Origin of the sequence: Chitinilyticum litopenaei DSM 21440, from assembly GCF_000428145.1 — a bacterium.
GTDB lineage: Bacteria > Pseudomonadota > Gammaproteobacteria > Burkholderiales > Chitinibacteraceae > Chitinilyticum > Chitinilyticum litopenaei.
The window spans coordinates 1-16916 of the sequence record NZ_ATZJ01000058.1 but is presented as its reverse complement, the minus strand read 5'-3'; the positions used below and the strand labels follow the sequence as shown (position 1 = coordinate 16916).

Genomic DNA, 16916 nt, shown 5'->3' with positions numbered 1-16916 from the left:
AGGGAATGAATGATGCGGTCGGGATCGCGCGGATCGTGTAGCGCCTTGGCGACGGCCTCTGACAAACCGATGCGGTGATCAGTCTGGCGCAGCAACATCAGTCCGCCATCGGAACTGAGTGCGCCGCCAGTGAAATTGGCCTCGATCTGGCAACGGCCAAGACGGCCAAACGGGAGTTCAGGTGCGGTACACTTTGGCATCGGCGGAGTTGTCTGTGGATCGGTCTGGAAAGCATATCCTATGCGGCTTTAAGCCCTCCGCCGACCCCGAACTCATGAAAAATCCGGGCTAGCACACAAGACTTGTGCGGCAAGACCGCATTTCTTATAAAACACCAACAAATACTTACTTATAAATGAATTAAATAATCTGCCGTGGTAATGTAGCGTACTTCACCCAAGCAAACAGGAGAACTGTGTGATGTTGCGTACCTTCATGTGCGGAGCGGCATTGGCGCTGTATTCCGTCGCCAGCCATGGCGCTACCCTGGTCAAATTTGTCAGCGACCCAGGTGACTATATCGGGGCAGGCAAAAGCCAGCTGATCCAGGGCAGCGAAGCAGGGTTCACTCTGCGCAGCAATTACAACCAGGGCGCCAGCATCCAGATCAACAATGCGGCATTCTGGTCGCTGGACTTCAGCGCACCTGGCAAGGCGCGCCTGCAACCAGGCAAATACAGCCTCGCCACCCGCTTCCCCTTCCAGAGCGAGCAGGAAGCCGGACTGTCGATCAGCGGCGACGGTCGTGGCTGCAACCAGCTCAGCGGCAGTTTTGAAGTACTGGACGTCAACTACACAGCCAACGGTCAGCTTGACCGCTTTGCCGCAACGTTTGAACAGCATTGCGAGCACGGCGCTCCGGCCCTGCGAGGCGTAGTAGCAGTCAACAGCAATGTGCAGCTACCAGGACTTGACCCGGAAATCCGCATCAACGTGGGCCAGCAAAGCCAGCCGGGTCAGCAAATCACCGTCAAGGCCGGACAACCGCTGCAGCTCAATGTCGCGATTGCAGCCAATACCGGCAAGGGCAAAGTCGCCCAGCATTGGGTAGGACTGCTGAGCCCTCGGGGTAACCAGTGGCATAACGGTGCCGGCTGGGCAAGCACCAGCACACCGATCTCTGCCAAGATCGATTATCTGAATGACCAAACGCTGAGCTACACGGTAACCCCGGGCACTCCTGGCGCTTACTTGTTCCAGTACGGCATTGACAATAGCGTCTCCAGCAGTCCGAAAGCCGATCAGCTTGGTTATCTGGTCATTATCGCCAAGTAATACCCGCCCCCCATTTCCGGCAGGGCATGTCCCTGCCGGTTTATTTTGCATGCCCGACCATGCCCGATGAACATCCGGCTGGATTAAAATGCCGGCATCACCGATCAGGATGCCAGCCCATGAGCTTTAACCGCAGCTTCCCCGCCACCCGCCTGCGCCGTATGCGCCGTGATGATTTTTCGCGCCGGCTGATGCGCGAAAACACACTGACCGCCGACGACCTGATCCTGCCGGTGTTCGTGCTCGACGGGCTAAACCGCGAGGAAACCATCGCCTCGATGCCCGGCGTGAAACGCCAGAGCATCGACCGCCTGCTGGAAACCGCTGCGGAAGCCGTGCGCCTTGGCATTCCGGCGCTGGCGCTGTTTCCGGTGATCGAGCCTCACCTGAAGTCGCTGGATGCCAAGGAAGCGTGGAACCCGCGCGGGCTGGTGCCACGCACCATTCGCGAACTGAAGGCTGCCTTCCCGCAGCTCGGCATCATCACCGACATCGCGCTCGACCCCTACACCAGCCACGGCCAGGACGGCATCATCGATGAGAGTGGTTACGTACTGAACGAAGTCACCGTCACCGCACTGACGCGCCAGGCGCTGTGCCACGCCGAGGCCGGCGCCGACATCGTCGCGCCCTCTGACATGATGGACGGCCGCATTGGCAGCATCCGCAGCGCGCTGGACCGCAATGGCCACGAACTGACCCGCATTCTGTCCTATGCCGCCAAGTATGCCTCCGCCTTTTACGGCCCCTTCCGCGATGCGGTCGGCTCGGCAGGTAATCTCGGCAAGGCCGACAAGAAGACCTACCAGATGGACCCGGCCAATAGCGACGAAGCGCTGCACGAAGTCGCGCTCGACCTGCAGGAAGGCGCCGACATGGTGATGGTGAAACCGGGGATGCCCTATCTGGACATCGTGCGCCGCGTGAAGGACGAATTCGCGGTGCCGACCTTCGTCTATCAGGTCTCGGGCGAATACGCGATGCTCAAGGCCGCCGCACAGAACGGCTGGCTGGACGAACAGAAGGTCGTGCTGGAAAGCCTGCTCGCCTTCAAGCGCGCCGGCGCGGATGCCGTACTGACCTACTACGCGCTGGATGCTGCACGCTGGTTGCGCGAGGATTGATGCCGGACGCCTTTCACCCCATCCGGATCGACCAGTTTCATGCCAGCCATGACAGCGACGAGGATATCCTGACCGTCGCCTTTGCCGAAGGCAACGACCCCGATCCCGAAAACTACCTCATCCTCGAAAGCGGCGAGCCCGATGAACTGGGCCGCTGCTATTTCGAGATTGGTGATCGTGCCAACTCGGGCTACGACGGCTTTGCCAGCTGGTCGCTGGCCGGCCGGCAGATCGTCCTGCACTTCACGGCGGCCTGCGCACAGCGCTTTGCATGCCCCGGCCTCGTGCTGGCGCTGCCAGACGAAGTGGAGATCGCGACGGTCACAGCGGCGCTGCAGCAAGCACTCAACATTGACCCGAATCAGCCCGACCCATATACCCGACCATCCATATCGCCATAGCCATTTTCTAAAATGGCCTACAGGCATATACCCTATAAATCAAGCACTCAACCCAGCACATCCCGTGCGGCCAGCAGCGGAGCGGTCAGCACTGACAGGCTCTGCCGCTGTTGGCCTGCGGCATCGAAATTTGCCTCATCCAGCCAGGTGGCATACGCCTGGCGCAGCGCCGGCCACTCGCCATCCAGCACCGAATACCACGCCGTGTCGCGATTGCGGCCACGGTTGACCGCGGCCTGGCGGAACACGCCCTCGTAGGAAAAACCCAGCCGCTGCGCCGCGCGCCGGCTGGGCCGGTTCAGCACATTGCATTTCCACTCGTAACGCCGGTAACCCAGCGCGAACGCGCGCTCCATCAGCAGCACCATCGCGGCGGTGGCGAGTGGCGTGCGCGACAGCAGCGGACTGAACGCCAGCCAGCCGACCTCGATGCTGCCGGCCTCCGGCGCGATGCGCAGATAGCTCGCCAGCCCCAGCGCCTGCCCCGGCTTGTCGGCGGGGCAGATCGCGTAGAACTGCGGGTCGCGCTGCGCGGCGATCTGCTGCACATGTGCGCCCAGCTCGTTTTCGTCGGCGAAGGGCCCGCAAGTCAGATAGGCCCAAAGGTCAGGGTCGGCGCCGGCAAACGCCCGCCACAGCGGCGCGGGGTGAACGGCAGGGTCCAGCGGCTCGACGCGACAACCCCAGCCTTCCAGTACACAGGGTTCTGGAAACGGCGGCGGCCGCCAGCCCGGCAGCGGCTCGCCCAGCGGCACGCGAAAGTCATCGTGTGTCATGGGCTCGTCCTCAGCAGGCACAAGTGATGCCATTGCCGCGGTAAACGCCGGCCTCGGCCCCTGCAACGACCGGGAAGCCCTCGTCGCACCAGCAGGCGATGCCGCCGATCAGCTCCTTGACGGTGAAACCCAGCCTCGCCAGCTTCAGCGCGCCCCAGGTCGAACCATTGCAGCCGATGCCGACGCAGTAGGTGACATACACCTTGCTGCGGTCGAGCTGCGCGGTGCTGGCCTCGTTCATCAGCCAGTGCGGAAAGCTGAGCGCGCCGGGGATGTGCGCGTCGGCGTAGGCCTCGGGCTTGCGCGTGTCGATGACGACGACGCGCTCGACGCCGGCTTCCAGATCGCGGGCCAGGTCGGCCGAGTCGGTGCGAAAGCGCAGCTGGTCAAGGAAAAAGGCGGCGGATTCGGCGGGAGCGGCCAGGCCGGTGGCGCACACTGCGGAAGTCATGTCGGTGTCCTTGCGTGATCGTGGGTGACGCCACCACTGTAAGGGCGAAACGGACTGCCCAGGCAGACCAATTTGCCCGATACTGGCAGACCACTTTACCCAGGCCGCCACCATGCCGCTCGCCCCCGCGCTCCCCACGCTGTTCGCCGATGCCGCGCAGCACGGACAAACCCTGCAGGATCAGCTGGCGCGCACGCTGCGCCAGGCCCTGATGGGCGGACACTGGCCACAGGGCAGCCGCCTGCCTGCCTCGCGCCAGCTGGCAGGCGATCTCGGAATTTCCCGCGCGACGGTGGAAGCCGTGTATGCCCGGCTGGAAAGCGAGGGCTATCTGCAGCGCAGAACGGGGGCCGGCACCTTTGTGGCGGTTGCCGGCACGCCACCGGCGGCAAAGAGTCCGCGGGCCGGCCAGGCACCGGCCTTGTCACGGCGCGGGCAGACCATCGTGGCAACAGGCACGCACACGGATGCCACCACGGTACTGCCCTTCGCCGCCGGCAAACCCGACCTGCAGGCCTTTCCGCACAAGCTGTGGCAAAAGCTGACACAGCAGTACTGGCAGCGCGACGGGCAGCGGCTCGGCCTGTATGGCGATCCGCAGGGCTTGCCCGCCCTGCGCTCGGCCATCGCCGCGTATCTGGCGCAGTCGCGGGGCGTGGTGGCGGAGCCTGGGCAAATCGTCGTGCTCAGCAGCTCGCAGCAGGCCTTGCAACTGATTGCCCAGCTGTTGCTTGATCCCGGCGCTACCGTCTGGCTGGAAGATCCGGGTTACCTGGGCGCGCGCAATGCCATGCTGGCGGCCGGCGCGCATGCCGTGCCCGTGCCACTGGATGCCGAAGGTTTGTGCTGGCAGCAATTACCCAGTGACGCATGTCGACCAAACCTAATCTATACAACGCCTTCACACCAATACCCCATGGGCATCAGCATGAGTCTGCCACGGCGGCTGGCGCTGCTTGAGCTGGCCAGCCAGGAAGGCTGCTGGATCATCGAAGATGACTACGACGGCGAATACCAGTATGACCAGCGCCCGCTGCCGGCCCTGCAGGGGCTGGATCGCGCCGGGCGGGTGCTTTACATTGGCACCTTCAGCAAGGTGCTGTTTCCCTCGCTGCGCCTGGCTTATCTGGTCGTGCCACCGGATCTGGTCGAGCCTTTCGTGCTGGCACGCGCGGCGCTGGATGGCCACAGCGCGCAGCTCTGGCAGGCAGTCACTGCCGATTTCATCCGTAACGGGCATTTTGCCAGTCATCTGCGGCAGATGCGCACGCTGTATCGCAGCCGTCGCGACCTGCTGGTGGAGGAGTTGCGGCGGGCATTCGGCGCGGCGGTGCGCCCGGTGCATGCCGGCGCCGGCCTGCAATTTGCCGCCACGGTGCCGCCCGGTTGCGAGCAGCCCTGGACGGCCGCGGGGCGCCGCGCCGGCCTGACGCTGCGGCCGCTGTCGGTGCTGCATCTGGACGAAGTGCGGCAGGAAGGCTGGCTGCTGGGCTATGCGGCGCTGCAGAACAGCGAGATCCGCCAGGCGGTTGCGACGCTTGCCGCCGCACTGGACACAAAAAAAGGCACCCGGAGTACGGGTGCCAGGAAGATGGAGGAATGAAAAGTCACGCAGCAGAGCTGCGGGTTATCGCCTGTTGACTCTTCAGGGCCGATTCTACCGCTCTCCCCGGCAAAAGCCAATATATACTTTCTTAATTCATACAAATTCATAACAATTATTTACATTTCAATTACCAATCTTAGCAATCGGGTAATCAATGTATCATCCGCCTGAAAAAACAGCGCCAGGAAGCGATTCGCTGGCGCTGCACAATCATCGGATGGAAACAAAACAAGGCATTACGCCTTGCCCGCATTCTCCCAAGCCAATGAATATTGCTCAATAATTATATTCTGATAGTTGGTGAAAAGCCGACACTGCGCCCCGCCGCCCACCCAATCCGCTGCTGACATACCCTGATTTTTCGGTAAAATCCGCGTTTTACCGAAGGAATACCGCCATGGTGCAAGTGGGCGTGGTCATGGGCAGCAACAGTGACTGGGAAGTCATGCAGCACGCGGCCAAACAGCTGAAAGCGTTTGGTGTCGAATTCGAATGCCGCGTGGTTTCCGCGCACCGCACGCCGGATCTGCTGTTCGAATATGCCGAAACCGCCGCCGGGCGTGGCCTAACCTGCATCATCGCCGGCGCTGGCGGCGCGGCCCACCTGCCGGGCATGCTGGCCGCCAAGACCACCGTGCCGGTACTCGGCGTGCCGGTGCCCAGCAAATACCTGCGTGGCGAGGATTCGCTGCTCTCCATCGTGCAGATGCCCAAGGGCATTCCGGTCGCCACCTTCGCCATCGGCGAGGCCGGCGCGGCCAACGCCGGGCTGTTTGCCGTGGCGATGCTGGCCAGCCAGAATGCCGGGCTGGCGAGCAAGCTGGGCGAATTCCGCGAAACACAGAAACAGACCGTGCTGGCCATGAGCCTGCCCGAGGTCGAGTAAGCCCGGCGCACATGCCTGACCATCCGCCGGCTGCGCAGCGGCCTGCCATTGCGAAACGCTGACCATGCCCCTGCCTGGTAGCCGCCCGGAAGCCCCGCCATGGCAGCGCGTGCTGGAGCGCGGCTTCTGGCGCACGCTGCTGCTCAAGGGCGCGCTGGGCTGGGGGCTGACCTTTGCGGCGCTGTTTGGCGCCGTGCAGCACATCACCGGCCGCAGCAGCGACTGGCTCTCCGGCGCGCTGGATGCCCTGCCGCTTGGCCTGGTCGCCGGGGCCATTCATGGCTGGGCCGTCTGGGGCATCGCCAGCATCCAGGCGATCAAGGCGCGCCAGCGCCAGAACGAGGAAGACGAATGACACACTCCACCAATTCCGGCGCCCGTGCGCCCATCCTGCCGCCGGCCATGCTGGGCATACTCGGCGGCGGCCAGCTCGGCCGCATGTTCGCCACGGCCGCCAGAACCATGGGTTATCGCGTCACGGTGCTCGATCCCGATCCGCATGCCCCCGCGGCTGACTTTGCCGACGTCCACCTGTGCAAACCCTACACCGATCAGGCCGCGCTGCAGCAGCTGGTCGACAGCTGTGCCGCGGTCACCACCGAATTCGAGAACGTCAACGCCGATTCGATGCGCTGGCTGGCCGCCCAGGGCCTGCGCGTCTCGCCGTCGGGTGACTGCGTGGCCATCGCCCAGGACCGCATTGCCGAAAAAACCTTCATCCGCAACGCCGGGCTGGCCACCGCGCCTTTCCTGCCCTTGCTGAATGCCGGCGACTTGCCCGACGATCTGACGCCCTGGCTGCCCGGCATCCTGAAAACCGCGCGCCTGGGCTATGACGGCAAGGGCCAGGTGCGGGTGAAAACGGTCGAGGACGTGCGCTACGCCCTCTCCGAACTGAAGCACCAGCCCTGTGTGCTGGAAAAAATGCTGCCGCTGGTATCCGAAGTGTCGGTGATCGTCACGCGCACGCGCGCGGGTGAGGTCGTCAGCTTCCCGCCGGCCGAAAACGAGCACGCCAACGGCATTCTCGATGTCTCCATCGTGCCGGCGCGCATTGCCGACGCGGTGACCGCGCGTGCGCGCGACATGGCGATGACGCTGGCGGAGAAACTCGATTACGTCGGCGTGCTGGCCGTCGAATTCTTCGTGCTCGAAGGTGACGAACTGGTCATCAACGAAATGGCGCCGCGCCCGCACAACTCCGGCCACTACACACTCGACGCCACGCTGACGACCCAGTTCGAGCAGCAGGTGCGCGCGATGTGCGGACTGTATCCGGGCAAGACCGACCTGCTGCGCCCGGTGACGATGGTCAACCTGCTCGGCGACGTGTGGGGCGAGGACGGCAGCGAGCCGAACTGGGAAATCCTGATGACGGCGCCCAACAGCAAGCTGCACCTCTACGGCAAGAAGGAAGCGCGCATCGGCCGCAAGATGGGCCATTTCAACGTGCTCGCCGACGATGCCACCGAGGCGCTGGAGCAGGCGCGCGCCATCATGGAAACGCTGGGCAACCAGCGCAGCGCCTGACGGTACGCCGTCGTCGCCCGCCAGCCCGGCTGGCCTTGCAGAAAAATCCGGCCGGGCGATGGCGGCGCGCTATGCTGAACGAGTCCTGCGCGCCGGGGTGTTGTGCCGGCGTCGCACTCAGCCGGCGCTGTGATGGCGGTAATGCTAAAAATGCCAGCGCTCAGGCATAGTTATGCACTTGTGCGGTCTGCGGACCGCCCCACCCGGATATGCGGAACATGAAAGATCTTGTCGAGTGGTTTCTCTCTTACGGCTGGCTGGTGTGCCTGGCGCTGCTGTTTGTCGCCAATTCCTTTGCCGATTCCTTCTTCAAGAATCCGAAAACCGCCAGCAAGATCCTGATCGCCATCAGCGGCAGCTATGTGCTGCTGATGATTCTCTCGCTGCTCTACGGTCTGGAGCTGTTTGACTAGTCTGCATGCATAAGGCGCCGTGCCGGGCCAGATTCCCGGACACGGCCGGCAATAGGCGATAAAAAACCGGACCTGCAAGTCCGGTTTTTTATCGCACCCCTCATGCAGGGTATGTGCCCACAGCCATTTCCAGAAAAAGGCTACAGGCCAATACCCATCAACCCATGACCCTGGCGCGCAAGCCGTCCACGCACCGCTCGCTGGCCTGGGCGAAATAGAACCATTCATTGCCCGGCACGGCAAGCGGACTGGGAAAGACGATGTAACCGTCGGCGGGCGCCAGCACCGGCGTGCCGTCCGCGCGCTGGCCGATCAGCTCGCCGGCGTGGAAATGGTCAAAGCTCGCCCACTCGCGCACGAAGCGGTCGCCCTCGTCGAGGCGGTCCACCACCTGGCACAGCTTCAGCAGCTCGAACTGCTCCTGCACCGCTGGTGCGGGCGCGTCGATCAGGCCCAGATGCGCCAGCGTGTTGCGGATCGCGCGGTAGGCCACTTCGGGGGCCTGCGGATCGGCGTGCTGACCGCATTCCAGCGTCAGCGCATAACCGCCGTGCTTGCGCGTGTATTCGGTGGTACCCACGCCATAGCTCGGATCGGTACTCAGCATGCGTGCGCGCAGCGACGGGCTGGCGTCGGCATAGGCCAGCCGCGTCTTCACGCCCTCGGCGTAGGTATCCAGCCAGCCCTCGACAATGCGCGTGGGGCCCAGGCGCAGCGCCAGCGCCTCTTCTTCGGCCGCGCGGGCAAAGGGCAGCAGCTCGCCGGTATTGTTCTGCGGCCCGAGCATGATGAAGGGCTGGCCCGGCGGATTGGTCGTCGAGTGCAGGTCAAGCAGCACATCCTGATCGGCCAGCAGCGGGCAGAGCACATTGGCGATGTGGTCTTCGAAATCGTGCGGGATATTGGCCGGAGCTAGATTGCGGTTCAGGTTGCGGTCGCCGTTGCGCTGCACTCTGGCGTAGGCCAGCGGATTGGTGATCGGCACCAGCGTGAGCCGCCCGCGCAAGATGGTCAGTTCACCGGCGTCGAGCTCCGCACGAAGGCGCTCGATGGCCTGCGTGCCGCAAATCTCGTTGCCGTGCACCGCGCCCAGCATGATCACGCGTGGCCCCGGCTCGAAACCGGCATAAACATGGGATTTCAGCATGTGCGCGCGGTGCGCGGGGGGAACGGTCGTCATGGCGAAGCGGCTCGGTGTGCGGACAAGGCCGCCATTATCGGCGCAATCGCCGGTACTGCCTACTCCCCGCCAGAAGGGCAGGCAAGCCTGTAAGGCGGCTGCTAGAACAAAAGAACCGGGCGGTCAGCCCGTCCATCCCTCATCCGCCAGGAGCCCATCATGCCGACCCCATCCGCACCGCGTGGCCAGGCCACCATTCTTTCCCGAGTCGATTTCCTGCGCATGGCCTCGAACGAACTGCCGCAGGCCTTTCTCTTCCTGATGTACGACCAGACCGACGCCCGCACCAGCAAATCCCGTTCGCAACTGACCGACTACCTGAGCGATGCCGGCCTGGTGACCGAATCACAAGCCATCGAGGCGCACAAATCCATCATCATGTACGAGCGCCCGGCCGATGCGCTGCGTGCCTGGCAGCAGATCAACGACCACAGCGGCGCGCTGGCCGCCCATGTGTTCTGGCACGGCATGCAGGATGAACACCTGCACCACTTCCTCCAGCAATCCCGTCCGCGCGAAATCAGCCCGCTCGTGCATCACTGAGGCGGCGGCGCTGCCGCCATGGCGGAAAACGCGCATTGTTTGCATTCCGGGCTGCTGTCATGATGGTCAGCCCGTTTTCATTTGCTCCGGAGCCGCATGCTGTCCGCCCGTGGTGTTGCCCTGTCCGCCGTTGCCTCGGTGGTGTTTGCCGCACTGGGCGCGTACAGCGCATGGCTGGCGCCGCTCAATGGCGAGCAGGTCTTTGCCTGGCGCATCGTCTGGACCATCCCGGCCATGCTGCTGCTGCTGACCCTGCTGCGCCACTGGCCGCTGTTCGGACAAACCGTGGCCCGGCTGGGCAAGGAGCCCGTACTCTGGCTGGCGCTGCTCGCCAATGCCGTCCTGCTGGGCATTCAGCAATGGCTGTTCATGTGGGCCCCGCTGCAGGGGCGCCTGCTGGAAGTCACGCTGGGCTATTTCCTGCTGCCGCTGGTCATGGTGGTGATCGGTCGCGTGTTCTACGGCGAGCGCCTCGCGCCACTGCAATGGCTGGCGGTGGGCGTGGCCGCGCTGGGCGTGCTGCATGAATTCTGGCGGCATCAGGCCTTCTCGTGGGTGACACTGCTGACCGCGCTGGGCTACCCGCCCTACCTCATGATCCGGCGCGCGGTGAAGCTCGAGCCGGTAGGCGGCTTTCTGCTGGAAATCCTGTTCATTCTGCCGTGGGCCATCTGGGCCTTGTCGCACAGTGCGGTGGCCGTGCATTTCGCCGGGCGGCCCGCCCTGTGGCTGTTGCTGCCGGGGCTGGGCGTGCTGACCGCGATCGCCTTTGCCAGCTACCTGGCCTCCAGCCGCCTGCTGCCGCTGGGCGTGCTCGGCATTCTTGGCTATCTGGAGCCCGCGCTGCTGTTCGTGCTGTCGGTCGTCGTGCTGGGCGAAGCCTTTCACAGCGCCGACCTGGGCACCTATTTGCCGATCTGGATTGCCGTAGGGCTGACCTGCTGGCACAGCGCGCTCACCCTGCACCGGCAGCGCAATACCCAAGCTCCCATTGCCTCATAGCCCTTTCTGCAAAAAGGCTACAGGCAGATACCCTCAAGTCATAGCTGCGATTCAATCGGCAGCAATTGCAACAGCCACACCCAGCAGCGCTGCAGGGCCGTGCTGTGCGGTTCGTGCTGCCAGTTGCGCACGCCCGACAGATCTCGCCAGCGCAGCCCGGTGCGCCGGGTTTCCAGCGCATAGCTTTCCTGGGCCAGCAGGCGCTCGAACCGCTCGCCCAGCCGCGCGGCCAGCTCGGCGTTATCAAAAATCACCCCGATTTCGGTGTTGATGGCCACCGAGCGCGGGTCGAAATTCAGCGAACCGATGAACACATAGCGGCGATCCAGCACGAAGGTTTTCGCGTGCAGGCTGGAGCGCGAACGCCCCAGCCACTTGCGCCGCACGATGTGCTGGCTGGGATCGGGGCGCAATTCATACAGCGCCACGCCGGCCTTGAGCAGCAGCCGGCGATAGCGCGCGTAACCGGCATGCACCGCCGTGACGTCGGTCGCCGCCAGCGAATTGGTCAGCACGCGCACCTGCACGCCACGCTGCGCCTGGCGGCGCAACCACAGTGCGCCCTTCAGCCCCGGCACAAAATAGGGCGACACAATATCCAGCTGGTGGCGCGAATCATTCATCAGCGGTTGCAGCTGCTCGCTCAGCGTCAGCGTGGGCGCTTCGGCCAGGGTTTTGTCCGGGTGATCGAACAGCACATCGGCCTTGCCCCAGAACAGGCGCATGCCGTGCTGGCGCTGGCTTTCCAGCGCCAGCCGTTCGCCCAGCGCCTGCAGATACACCGTGCCGTAATGGCCTTCCAGACGCTGCTGGAACTGCACGCGCAGCGTTGCCAGCGCATCGCCCGGCAAGGGTTTGCGGTAGAACACCTCGACCGGCAGCGACAGGCGATGCGCCCAGAACAGCGCAAAGGCATCGGCCACCTCGCCCACCACGTCACCGATGCCCAGCACATCGAGATCGTGGAAATCCACCTGCGCATTGGCGCCAAAGTATTCATCGCCGATATTGCGCCCGCCGATGATGGTAGCGGCTCGGTCGGCAGTCAGCGACTTGTTGTGCATGCGCCGATTCAGGCGCAAGGCGCCCAGCAGCAAGCCCACCAGCCGCCAGCGCCGCCAGGCCACCGGGTTGTAGAGGCGGATTTCGATATTCGGATGGCTATCGAGCGCACGCCAGACACGGTCATCCGGCTGGGTGCCCAGGTCGTCAAGCAGCAGGCGCACCTTGACGCCGCGGTCGGCGGCCTGCAGCAGGAACAGGGTCAGCAGCGTGCCGGTCAGGTCGTTGCGCCAGATGTAGTACTGCACATCCAGCGTCGCCTCGGCGTTGTGGATCAGCACCAGCCGCGCCAGCAGGGCTTCCTCGCCCTCTTCCAGCGGCGCCAGCCCGCTTTCGCCCGCATGCGCATCGAGCCGTTCGGCCATCAGCCGGGCAAACACGCCAGGGAGGCTCTCTTCACTGGCCTGCGTATCATGCGGCCGTGCCGGCAAGCGGCCGCTGGCTTTCAGCAGGGCAAAGCGCAAGGTGCGGGCAAGGCGTTGGCGCATGGACAGAGTCAGTTCAGCAACTGGTCAATGGATACTAACAGACTTGCCACCGGGTGCTTAGTTCTTGCCGGTGGATGCCAATGCCACCTCCCGACGCCGTACATGAACTTGCCTGCAAGACGTGCGCAAGGCAAGATCGATTTTTCGCCCAGAATCGAGAACCATGCATCGCCTGCTTTCCGCCGGATTGCTCATCCTGCTGGCCGCCTGCGGCAAGACCGACCCGCCGCCTGCGGCCAGCAGCACCGCCAGCGCCCCTGCCGCCGGCGGGCCAGCCTTGCGCCACCTGCAACAGGCCGAGTTGCCGGCCGGCGTCGAGCTGCGTGGCAAACTGGTCGATGCGCTGCGCTGGCAGGATGCCGACGGCGACAAGTTGCTGCTGCTGAGCGCTTGGGAAGAAGAAGGCAAAATCACCGACGCCGCCCCGGATGGCAGCCGCTCGGCCTACCTTGCCGCCGCGCATTATCAGCTCGGAGGCACCAAACCGCGCCGGCTGTGGCTGCTGAATGACGGCGTGCAGGACTGCGGTTTTGACGTGACGGCCACATTCGACCCGGCCGCCACCCGCGTCGTCGATGTGGATGGCGATGGCCGAGCCGAAACGCTGCTGGGCTACCGCATGACCTGCACCAGCGACGTCAGCCCCTACACCTACAAGCTCATCGTGCATGCGGGCCAGCAGAAATACGCGCTGCGCGGGCTGGATCGTTATGGCGTGCTCTACCCTAGCGACGAGACCGGCAAAATCGAAGGCCCGGCCTTGCTCAAGGACTGCAGCGCGGCGGCACAAACGGCCGCCCGCCAGCAACTGCAAGACAGCATGTGGAGCGAGATCGGCGGCCCGCTCCCCGGCTGCTACGCAAGCGCTGCCGATTTTGCCCAGGCGCCGGCCGCGCTCAAACAGTACGCGCTGGCGCACTGGCATACGCTGATGCAGCACAGCGACGCCCAGTGGCGCGCCGGCTTCGAAACCGGAAAATAGCGGTGCGAATCCTGACCCAGCTAACAACCCTGCCGGGCTGCTTCGCCCTTCTTACCGCACACGCCGCTGCCGCCTGCCGCGATCCGGTTCGACAAGGATGGCAAGCGCTTGGCAAGCAGCAGCGTCGAGCGGCTGGCACACCGGCCTGGGCAAAACCCGCTCAATGGCGATGATTGACGACATGCACAGGCGCTTTCGAAGCCGTTTCCATATTCAATTCAGGCACACAGAATGACCAAGACCGTGGTGTATTTCGACATTGATGACACACTGGTGCGCTCGGTGGGCAGCAAGCGCATTCCGATGCCGGCCGTCATCGCAGAAGTACGGCGACTGCATCAGGCCGGGGCAGAGCTCTTTCTGTGGAGTTCCGGCGGCGCCGAATATTGCCGGGCTACGGCACAGGAACTGGGCATCGCAGAATGCTTTGCAGGCTTTTTGCCCAAGCCCCACTATTACGTCGACGATCAGCCTGTGCATGAATGGAAACTGACTCGCCACCTGTATCCATCCCAAGCAGACCAATTGCCAGCACCATGAACCAAGCCCGCATCCTCCTTATCGAAGACGAACCGGCGATCGCCGACACGCTGCAATTCGCGCTGCGGCGTGACGGCCATGACGTGCAGTGGGCGGCGCTGGCGCGCGACGGCGAAACACTATTGGCAGCCGGCGGCATCGATCTGCTGATCCTCGACGTCGGCCTGCCGGATGACAGCGGCTTCGAGGTGCTCAAGCGCCTGCGCCGGCACAACGACACGCTGCCAGTGCTGCTGCTGACCGCGCGCGCCGAAGAATTCGACCGCATTCTGGGGCTGGAGCTGGGCGCCGATGATTACGTCGTCAAACCCTTCAGCCCGCGCGAGGTCGCCGCCCGCGTCAAAGCCATCCTCAAGCGCAGCCGCCCGGAAAACCCAGGAACCCATACGTCCATAAGCAATGAACACAAATGGTTTCAGCACGATACCCCTGGCAAACGCATCAGCTATGCCGGCCAGGCGCTGGCGCTGACACCGTCGGAATACCGCCTGCTCGCCACGCTACTGGCCCACCCGGGGCGCGTCTACAGCCGCGCGCAACTGCTCGATGCGCTGGGCGAAGCGGCGGAAGACAGCTTCGAGCGCACCATCGACAGCCACATCAAGAGCCTGCGCGCCAAGCTGCGCGCAATCACGCCGAACGCCGACCCGATTGCCACGCATCGGGGGTTTGGCTATGCGCTGGATATCAATCTGCCGAAGGAAGCGTCATGAGCCCAGTCATCGATTATGGCCTGACTATCACGAGGGGCTGGCATGACGAAACACTGCAGGAAATCGAAATACAGGCCAGAAATAAGCATATCTGTAGCAAAACTCAAACTCATGTTGGACTCCAAACACTCAACGAATTTGCTGAAATGCTCAAAGGCTTCCCCGCTTCGGTGACAGACCAGCGTGAATTTGAATTCGGTGTTCCGCATGCTCCTGGGTGTGGCCATATCAGATTGAGCTTTATGTGCAGAGACGGCGCAGGTCATCCATTGCTGCAGATATCGATTAGCGAAGCATCGTTCGACTATCCAGGCTACACAGAATCAACGGTGCAGTGCATCCCAGTTTCAGCGGCTGCAATTGATTCGTTCATACAGCAACTTGAAGTACTTCTGCCGTCACCAGACCAGGCAGAAGCGAGGGTTGCCAGACTCTGCATGGACATGGGCTAAAGCCAAAGAAATTCGACCATGCGCTTCTCGCTCCGCATTTTCCTCGGTTACTTCCTGCTGGTCGCCTTGCTGGCGCTGCTGCTGCTCAGGCTCGTCGGCGACGAGATCAAGCCGGCGGTGCGGCAATCCACGGAAGAAGTGCTGATCGACACGGCCAATCTGCTGGCGGAAGCCGTGCAGGCCGATTTTGTCGCCGGGCAGCTCAGCGACAGCCGCTTTGCCGCCGCGCTGCAGACCTTTGCCGCGCGCGACCCGGCAGCCGAAGTCTGGGGCGTGAAGCGTGACCGTACCTTTCTGCGCGTCACCATCACCGATGCCCGGGGGCGCGTGGTGCTCGATTCCACCGGCCAGGATGTGGGGAAGGATTACAGCCAGTGGCGCGATGTCTACCTCACGCTGCGCGGCCAGTACGGGGCGCGCAGTACCCGGGCGGTTCCGGGCGATGAGCTGTCCACCATCATGCACGTCGCTGCGCCGATCCGCGATGGCACGCAGATTGTTGGCGTGCTGACGGTGGCGCGGCCGAACTGGGCGATGCAGCCCTATATCGAACGCAGCGAGGGCAAGCTGTGGCGCGCGGGGGCCATCCTGCTCGTCGCGGGCCTGCTGCTGGGCGCGGGCTTCTCGTGGTGGCTGAGCCGCGGCATCACCAGGCTCACCGATTTCGCCCACGCGGTCGGCGCGGGCAAAAGCGCCGACATTCCGCGTTTTGTCGCCAACCGCGAGCTGACCACGCTGGCCCAGGCACTCGGCGAGATGCGTGAGAAGCTGGAAGGCAAGGCCTATGTGGAAAACTATGTGCACGCACTGACGCACGAGCTGAAGTCGCCACTGGCCGGCATCCGCGCCTCGGCCGAGCTGCTCGACGACGGGCTGGATGCAGAGGATCACGCGCGCTTTGTCGGGCATATCCGCGCGGAAACCGCGCGCATGCAGCAGATTGTCGATTACCTGCTGCAGCTGGCGACGCTGGAGGCGCGGCGCAGCCTGCACGAGCCACAAGCCCTCGTCTTGGGCGAGCTGGTCGACGGCGTGCTGCAGGCGCTGGCGCCGCAAAGCGGCCATTGCGTGATCGAACACGCGCCGTGGCCGGATGCGCTGGTGCTGGGCGAGCGCTTCCTGCTGGAGCAAGCGATCCGCAATCTGCTGCAGAATGCGCTGGATTTCACCCCGGCCAGGGAGCGCATCCGGATTGGCATTACCCATGAGGGTAACGTCGTGCAGCTCACTATTTTCAACCCAGATTATCCATTAGCCATTTCCCAAGCATTTGAGGCAAGCTTGCGGCAAGGCAGTGGGTCTTCGCTACGGCATCAAGCCGGGGCATTTCTAATGGATTCCATTAGCAATAACCTTCATGAATCAGCCACATAAGAGGTAGACATGGCCGGGCTGCCGCTGCAGGGAGATGGGTTTTCGATCAGTTTCAGCAACCGCGAGGTCACCGCCTGGGGCGGATTGGTGCTCTTCAAGCAGATGCTCGACAGCATGG

The 16916-nt window shown here is 63.7% G+C and carries 20 protein-coding genes; 15 read left to right on the top strand and 5 right to left on the bottom strand.

Translation table 11 applies throughout. The features are described from left to right. Nucleotides 1-200: transposase (locus C515_RS24945; RefSeq protein ID WP_028456278.1), on the bottom strand; the 200-nt coding region annotated here is incomplete at its 3' end. Between the two features lie 220 nt (nucleotides 201-420). Between C515_RS24945 and C515_RS22725 the strand changes: the two genes are divergently transcribed. The 3 genes from C515_RS22725 to C515_RS22720 all read left to right on the top strand — a co-directional run bounded on the left by C515_RS22725 (nucleotide 421) and on the right by C515_RS22720 (nucleotide 2800). Then, nucleotides 421-1275, top strand: a complete 855-nt coding sequence (locus tag C515_RS22725) for a hypothetical protein (RefSeq protein WP_051305021.1) — start codon at nucleotides 421-423, stop codon at nucleotides 1273-1275. A gap of 119 nt (nucleotides 1276-1394) precedes the next feature. Then, entirely contained in the window at nucleotides 1395-2399 is a 1005-nt protein-coding gene (gene hemB, locus C515_RS0115575; protein WP_028456277.1) for a porphobilinogen synthase, read from the top strand. After that, nucleotides 2399-2800, top strand: a complete 402-nt coding sequence (locus tag C515_RS22720) for an Imm10 family immunity protein (protein WP_051305020.1) — start codon at nucleotides 2399-2401, stop codon at nucleotides 2798-2800. The genes hemB and C515_RS22720 overlap by 1 nt, the downstream gene beginning before the upstream one ends. A gap of 47 nt (nucleotides 2801-2847) precedes the next feature. Here C515_RS22720 and C515_RS0115565 read toward each other — a convergent pair whose 3' ends face one another. Then, entirely contained in the window at nucleotides 2848-3576 is a 729-nt protein-coding gene (locus C515_RS0115565; protein WP_028456276.1) for a GNAT family N-acetyltransferase, read from the bottom strand. A 10-nt stretch (nucleotides 3577-3586) separates the two neighbouring features. Then, complete coding sequence (locus C515_RS0115560) at nucleotides 3587-4027, bottom strand: rhodanese-like domain-containing protein (RefSeq protein ID WP_028456275.1); 441 nt, start codon at nucleotides 4025-4027, stop codon at nucleotides 3587-3589. A 112-nt stretch (nucleotides 4028-4139) separates the two neighbouring features. Here C515_RS0115560 and pdxR point away from each other — a divergent pair, with 112 nt between their 5' ends. From pdxR to C515_RS0115535, 5 genes are all read left to right on the top strand, one after another. Further along, nucleotides 4140-5630 carry a MocR-like pyridoxine biosynthesis transcription factor PdxR gene (pdxR, locus tag C515_RS0115555; protein ID WP_028456274.1) on the top strand — a complete coding sequence of 497 codons (1491 nt, stop codon included), beginning with the start codon at nucleotides 4140-4142 and terminating at the stop codon, nucleotides 5628-5630. A gap of 400 nt (nucleotides 5631-6030) precedes the next feature. Further along, nucleotides 6031-6519: a 5-(carboxyamino)imidazole ribonucleotide mutase gene (gene purE, locus C515_RS0115550; RefSeq protein ID WP_028456273.1), complete on the top strand. Its 489-nt coding sequence runs from the start codon at nucleotides 6031-6033 to the stop codon at nucleotides 6517-6519. A 64-nt stretch (nucleotides 6520-6583) separates the two neighbouring features. Then, a complete protein-coding gene (locus C515_RS0115545; protein WP_028456272.1) occupies nucleotides 6584-6874 on the top strand; it encodes a hypothetical protein in 291 nt (96 codons plus the stop codon). Continuing rightward, a complete protein-coding gene (locus C515_RS0115540) occupies nucleotides 6871-8049 on the top strand; it encodes a 5-(carboxyamino)imidazole ribonucleotide synthase (protein ID WP_028456271.1) in 1179 nt (392 codons plus the stop codon). The genes C515_RS0115545 and C515_RS0115540 overlap by 4 nt, the downstream gene beginning before the upstream one ends. 218 nt (nucleotides 8050-8267) lie before the next feature. Beyond that, nucleotides 8268-8462: a hypothetical protein gene (locus tag C515_RS0115535; RefSeq protein WP_028456270.1), complete on the top strand. Its 195-nt coding sequence runs from the start codon at nucleotides 8268-8270 to the stop codon at nucleotides 8460-8462. 157 nt (nucleotides 8463-8619) lie between these two features. On the opposite strand, the gene C515_RS0115530 is transcribed toward C515_RS0115535, so the two are convergent. Next, nucleotides 8620-9642 carry a succinylglutamate desuccinylase/aspartoacylase family protein gene (locus C515_RS0115530; protein ID WP_028456269.1) on the bottom strand — a complete coding sequence of 341 codons (1023 nt, stop codon included), beginning with the start codon at nucleotides 9640-9642 and terminating at the stop codon, nucleotides 8620-8622. Nucleotides 9643-9801: 159 nt separating this feature from the next. On the opposite strand from C515_RS0115530, the gene C515_RS0115525 reads away from it, so the two are divergent. Together C515_RS0115525 and rarD are read left to right on the top strand one after the other, a co-directional pair. Continuing rightward, nucleotides 9802-10185: a hypothetical protein gene (locus C515_RS0115525; RefSeq protein ID WP_028456268.1), complete on the top strand. Its 384-nt coding sequence runs from the start codon at nucleotides 9802-9804 to the stop codon at nucleotides 10183-10185. Nucleotides 10186-10281: 96 nt separating this feature from the next. After that, entirely contained in the window at nucleotides 10282-11187 is a 906-nt protein-coding gene (gene rarD / locus C515_RS0115520) for an EamA family transporter RarD (protein WP_043649972.1), read from the top strand. A 38-nt stretch (nucleotides 11188-11225) separates the two neighbouring features. Here the strand turns inward: rarD and C515_RS21485 are convergent, their stop codons facing one another. Then, on the bottom strand, nucleotides 11226-12737 hold the full coding sequence (locus C515_RS21485) for a phospholipase D family protein (protein WP_051305019.1): 1512 nt from the start codon (nucleotides 12735-12737) through the stop codon (nucleotides 11226-11228). A gap of 163 nt (nucleotides 12738-12900) precedes the next feature. Here C515_RS21485 and C515_RS21480 point away from each other — a divergent pair, with 163 nt between their 5' ends. From C515_RS21480 to creC, 5 genes are all read left to right on the top strand, one after another. After that, nucleotides 12901-13719: a M949_RS01915 family surface polysaccharide biosynthesis protein gene (locus C515_RS21480; protein WP_051305018.1), complete on the top strand. Its 819-nt coding sequence runs from the start codon at nucleotides 12901-12903 to the stop codon at nucleotides 13717-13719. Nucleotides 13720-13950: 231 nt separating this feature from the next. Beyond that, entirely contained in the window at nucleotides 13951-14259 is a 309-nt protein-coding gene (locus tag C515_RS0115505; protein WP_028456266.1) for an HAD family hydrolase, read from the top strand. Then, nucleotides 14256-14972, top strand: a complete 717-nt coding sequence (gene creB / locus C515_RS0115500) for a two-component system response regulator CreB (RefSeq protein ID WP_028456265.1) — start codon at nucleotides 14256-14258, stop codon at nucleotides 14970-14972. The genes C515_RS0115505 and creB overlap by 4 nt, the downstream gene beginning before the upstream one ends. Beyond that, a complete protein-coding gene (locus C515_RS0115495) occupies nucleotides 14969-15424 on the top strand; it encodes a hypothetical protein (protein WP_028456264.1) in 456 nt (151 codons plus the stop codon). Before creB ends, C515_RS0115495 begins: the two co-directional genes overlap by 4 nt. A gap of 18 nt (nucleotides 15425-15442) precedes the next feature. Next, the gene (gene creC, locus C515_RS21475; RefSeq protein ID WP_051305017.1) at nucleotides 15443-16798 is read left to right on the top strand and encodes a two-component system sensor histidine kinase CreC; all 1356 of its coding nucleotides are present in this window, start codon (nucleotides 15443-15445) and stop codon (nucleotides 16796-16798) included. The last annotated feature ends 118 nt before the right edge of the window (nucleotides 16799-16916 follow it).

Bases quoted from the DNA above. Each gene is read 5' to 3' on its own strand.
- C515_RS22725 (WP_051305021.1), top strand. From the start codon at position 421: ATGTTGCGTACCTTCATGTGCGGAGCGGCATTGGCGCTGTATTCCGTC.
- hemB (WP_028456277.1), top strand. From the start codon at position 1,395: ATGAGCTTTAACCGCAGCTTCCCCGCCACCCGCCTGCGCCGTATGCGC.
- C515_RS22720 (WP_051305020.1), top strand. From the start codon at position 2,399: ATGCCGGACGCCTTTCACCCCATCCGGATCGACCAGTTTCATGCCAGC.
- C515_RS0115565 (WP_028456276.1), bottom strand. From the start codon at position 3,576: ATGACACACGATGACTTTCGCGTGCCGCTGGGCGAGCCGCTGCCGGGC.
- C515_RS0115560 (WP_028456275.1), bottom strand. From the start codon at position 4,027: ATGACTTCCGCAGTGTGCGCCACCGGCCTGGCCGCTCCCGCCGAATCC.
- pdxR (WP_028456274.1), top strand. From the start codon at position 4,140: ATGCCGCTCGCCCCCGCGCTCCCCACGCTGTTCGCCGATGCCGCGCAG.
- purE (WP_028456273.1), top strand. From the start codon at position 6,031: ATGGTGCAAGTGGGCGTGGTCATGGGCAGCAACAGTGACTGGGAAGTC.
- C515_RS0115545 (WP_028456272.1), top strand. From the start codon at position 6,584: ATGCCCCTGCCTGGTAGCCGCCCGGAAGCCCCGCCATGGCAGCGCGTG.
- C515_RS0115540 (WP_028456271.1), top strand. From the start codon at position 6,871: ATGACACACTCCACCAATTCCGGCGCCCGTGCGCCCATCCTGCCGCCG.
- C515_RS0115535 (WP_028456270.1), top strand. From the start codon at position 8,268: ATGAAAGATCTTGTCGAGTGGTTTCTCTCTTACGGCTGGCTGGTGTGC.
- C515_RS0115530 (WP_028456269.1), bottom strand. From the start codon at position 9,642: ATGACGACCGTTCCCCCCGCGCACCGCGCGCACATGCTGAAATCCCAT.
- C515_RS0115525 (WP_028456268.1), top strand. From the start codon at position 9,802: ATGCCGACCCCATCCGCACCGCGTGGCCAGGCCACCATTCTTTCCCGA.
- rarD (WP_043649972.1), top strand. From the start codon at position 10,282: ATGCTGTCCGCCCGTGGTGTTGCCCTGTCCGCCGTTGCCTCGGTGGTG.
- C515_RS21485 (WP_051305019.1), bottom strand. From the start codon at position 12,737: ATGCGCCAACGCCTTGCCCGCACCTTGCGCTTTGCCCTGCTGAAAGCC.
- C515_RS21480 (WP_051305018.1), top strand. From the start codon at position 12,901: ATGCATCGCCTGCTTTCCGCCGGATTGCTCATCCTGCTGGCCGCCTGC.
- C515_RS0115505 (WP_028456266.1), top strand. From the start codon at position 13,951: ATGACCAAGACCGTGGTGTATTTCGACATTGATGACACACTGGTGCGC.
- creB (WP_028456265.1), top strand. From the start codon at position 14,256: ATGAACCAAGCCCGCATCCTCCTTATCGAAGACGAACCGGCGATCGCC.
- C515_RS0115495 (WP_028456264.1), top strand. From the start codon at position 14,969: ATGAGCCCAGTCATCGATTATGGCCTGACTATCACGAGGGGCTGGCAT.
- creC (WP_051305017.1), top strand. From the start codon at position 15,443: ATGCGCTTCTCGCTCCGCATTTTCCTCGGTTACTTCCTGCTGGTCGCC.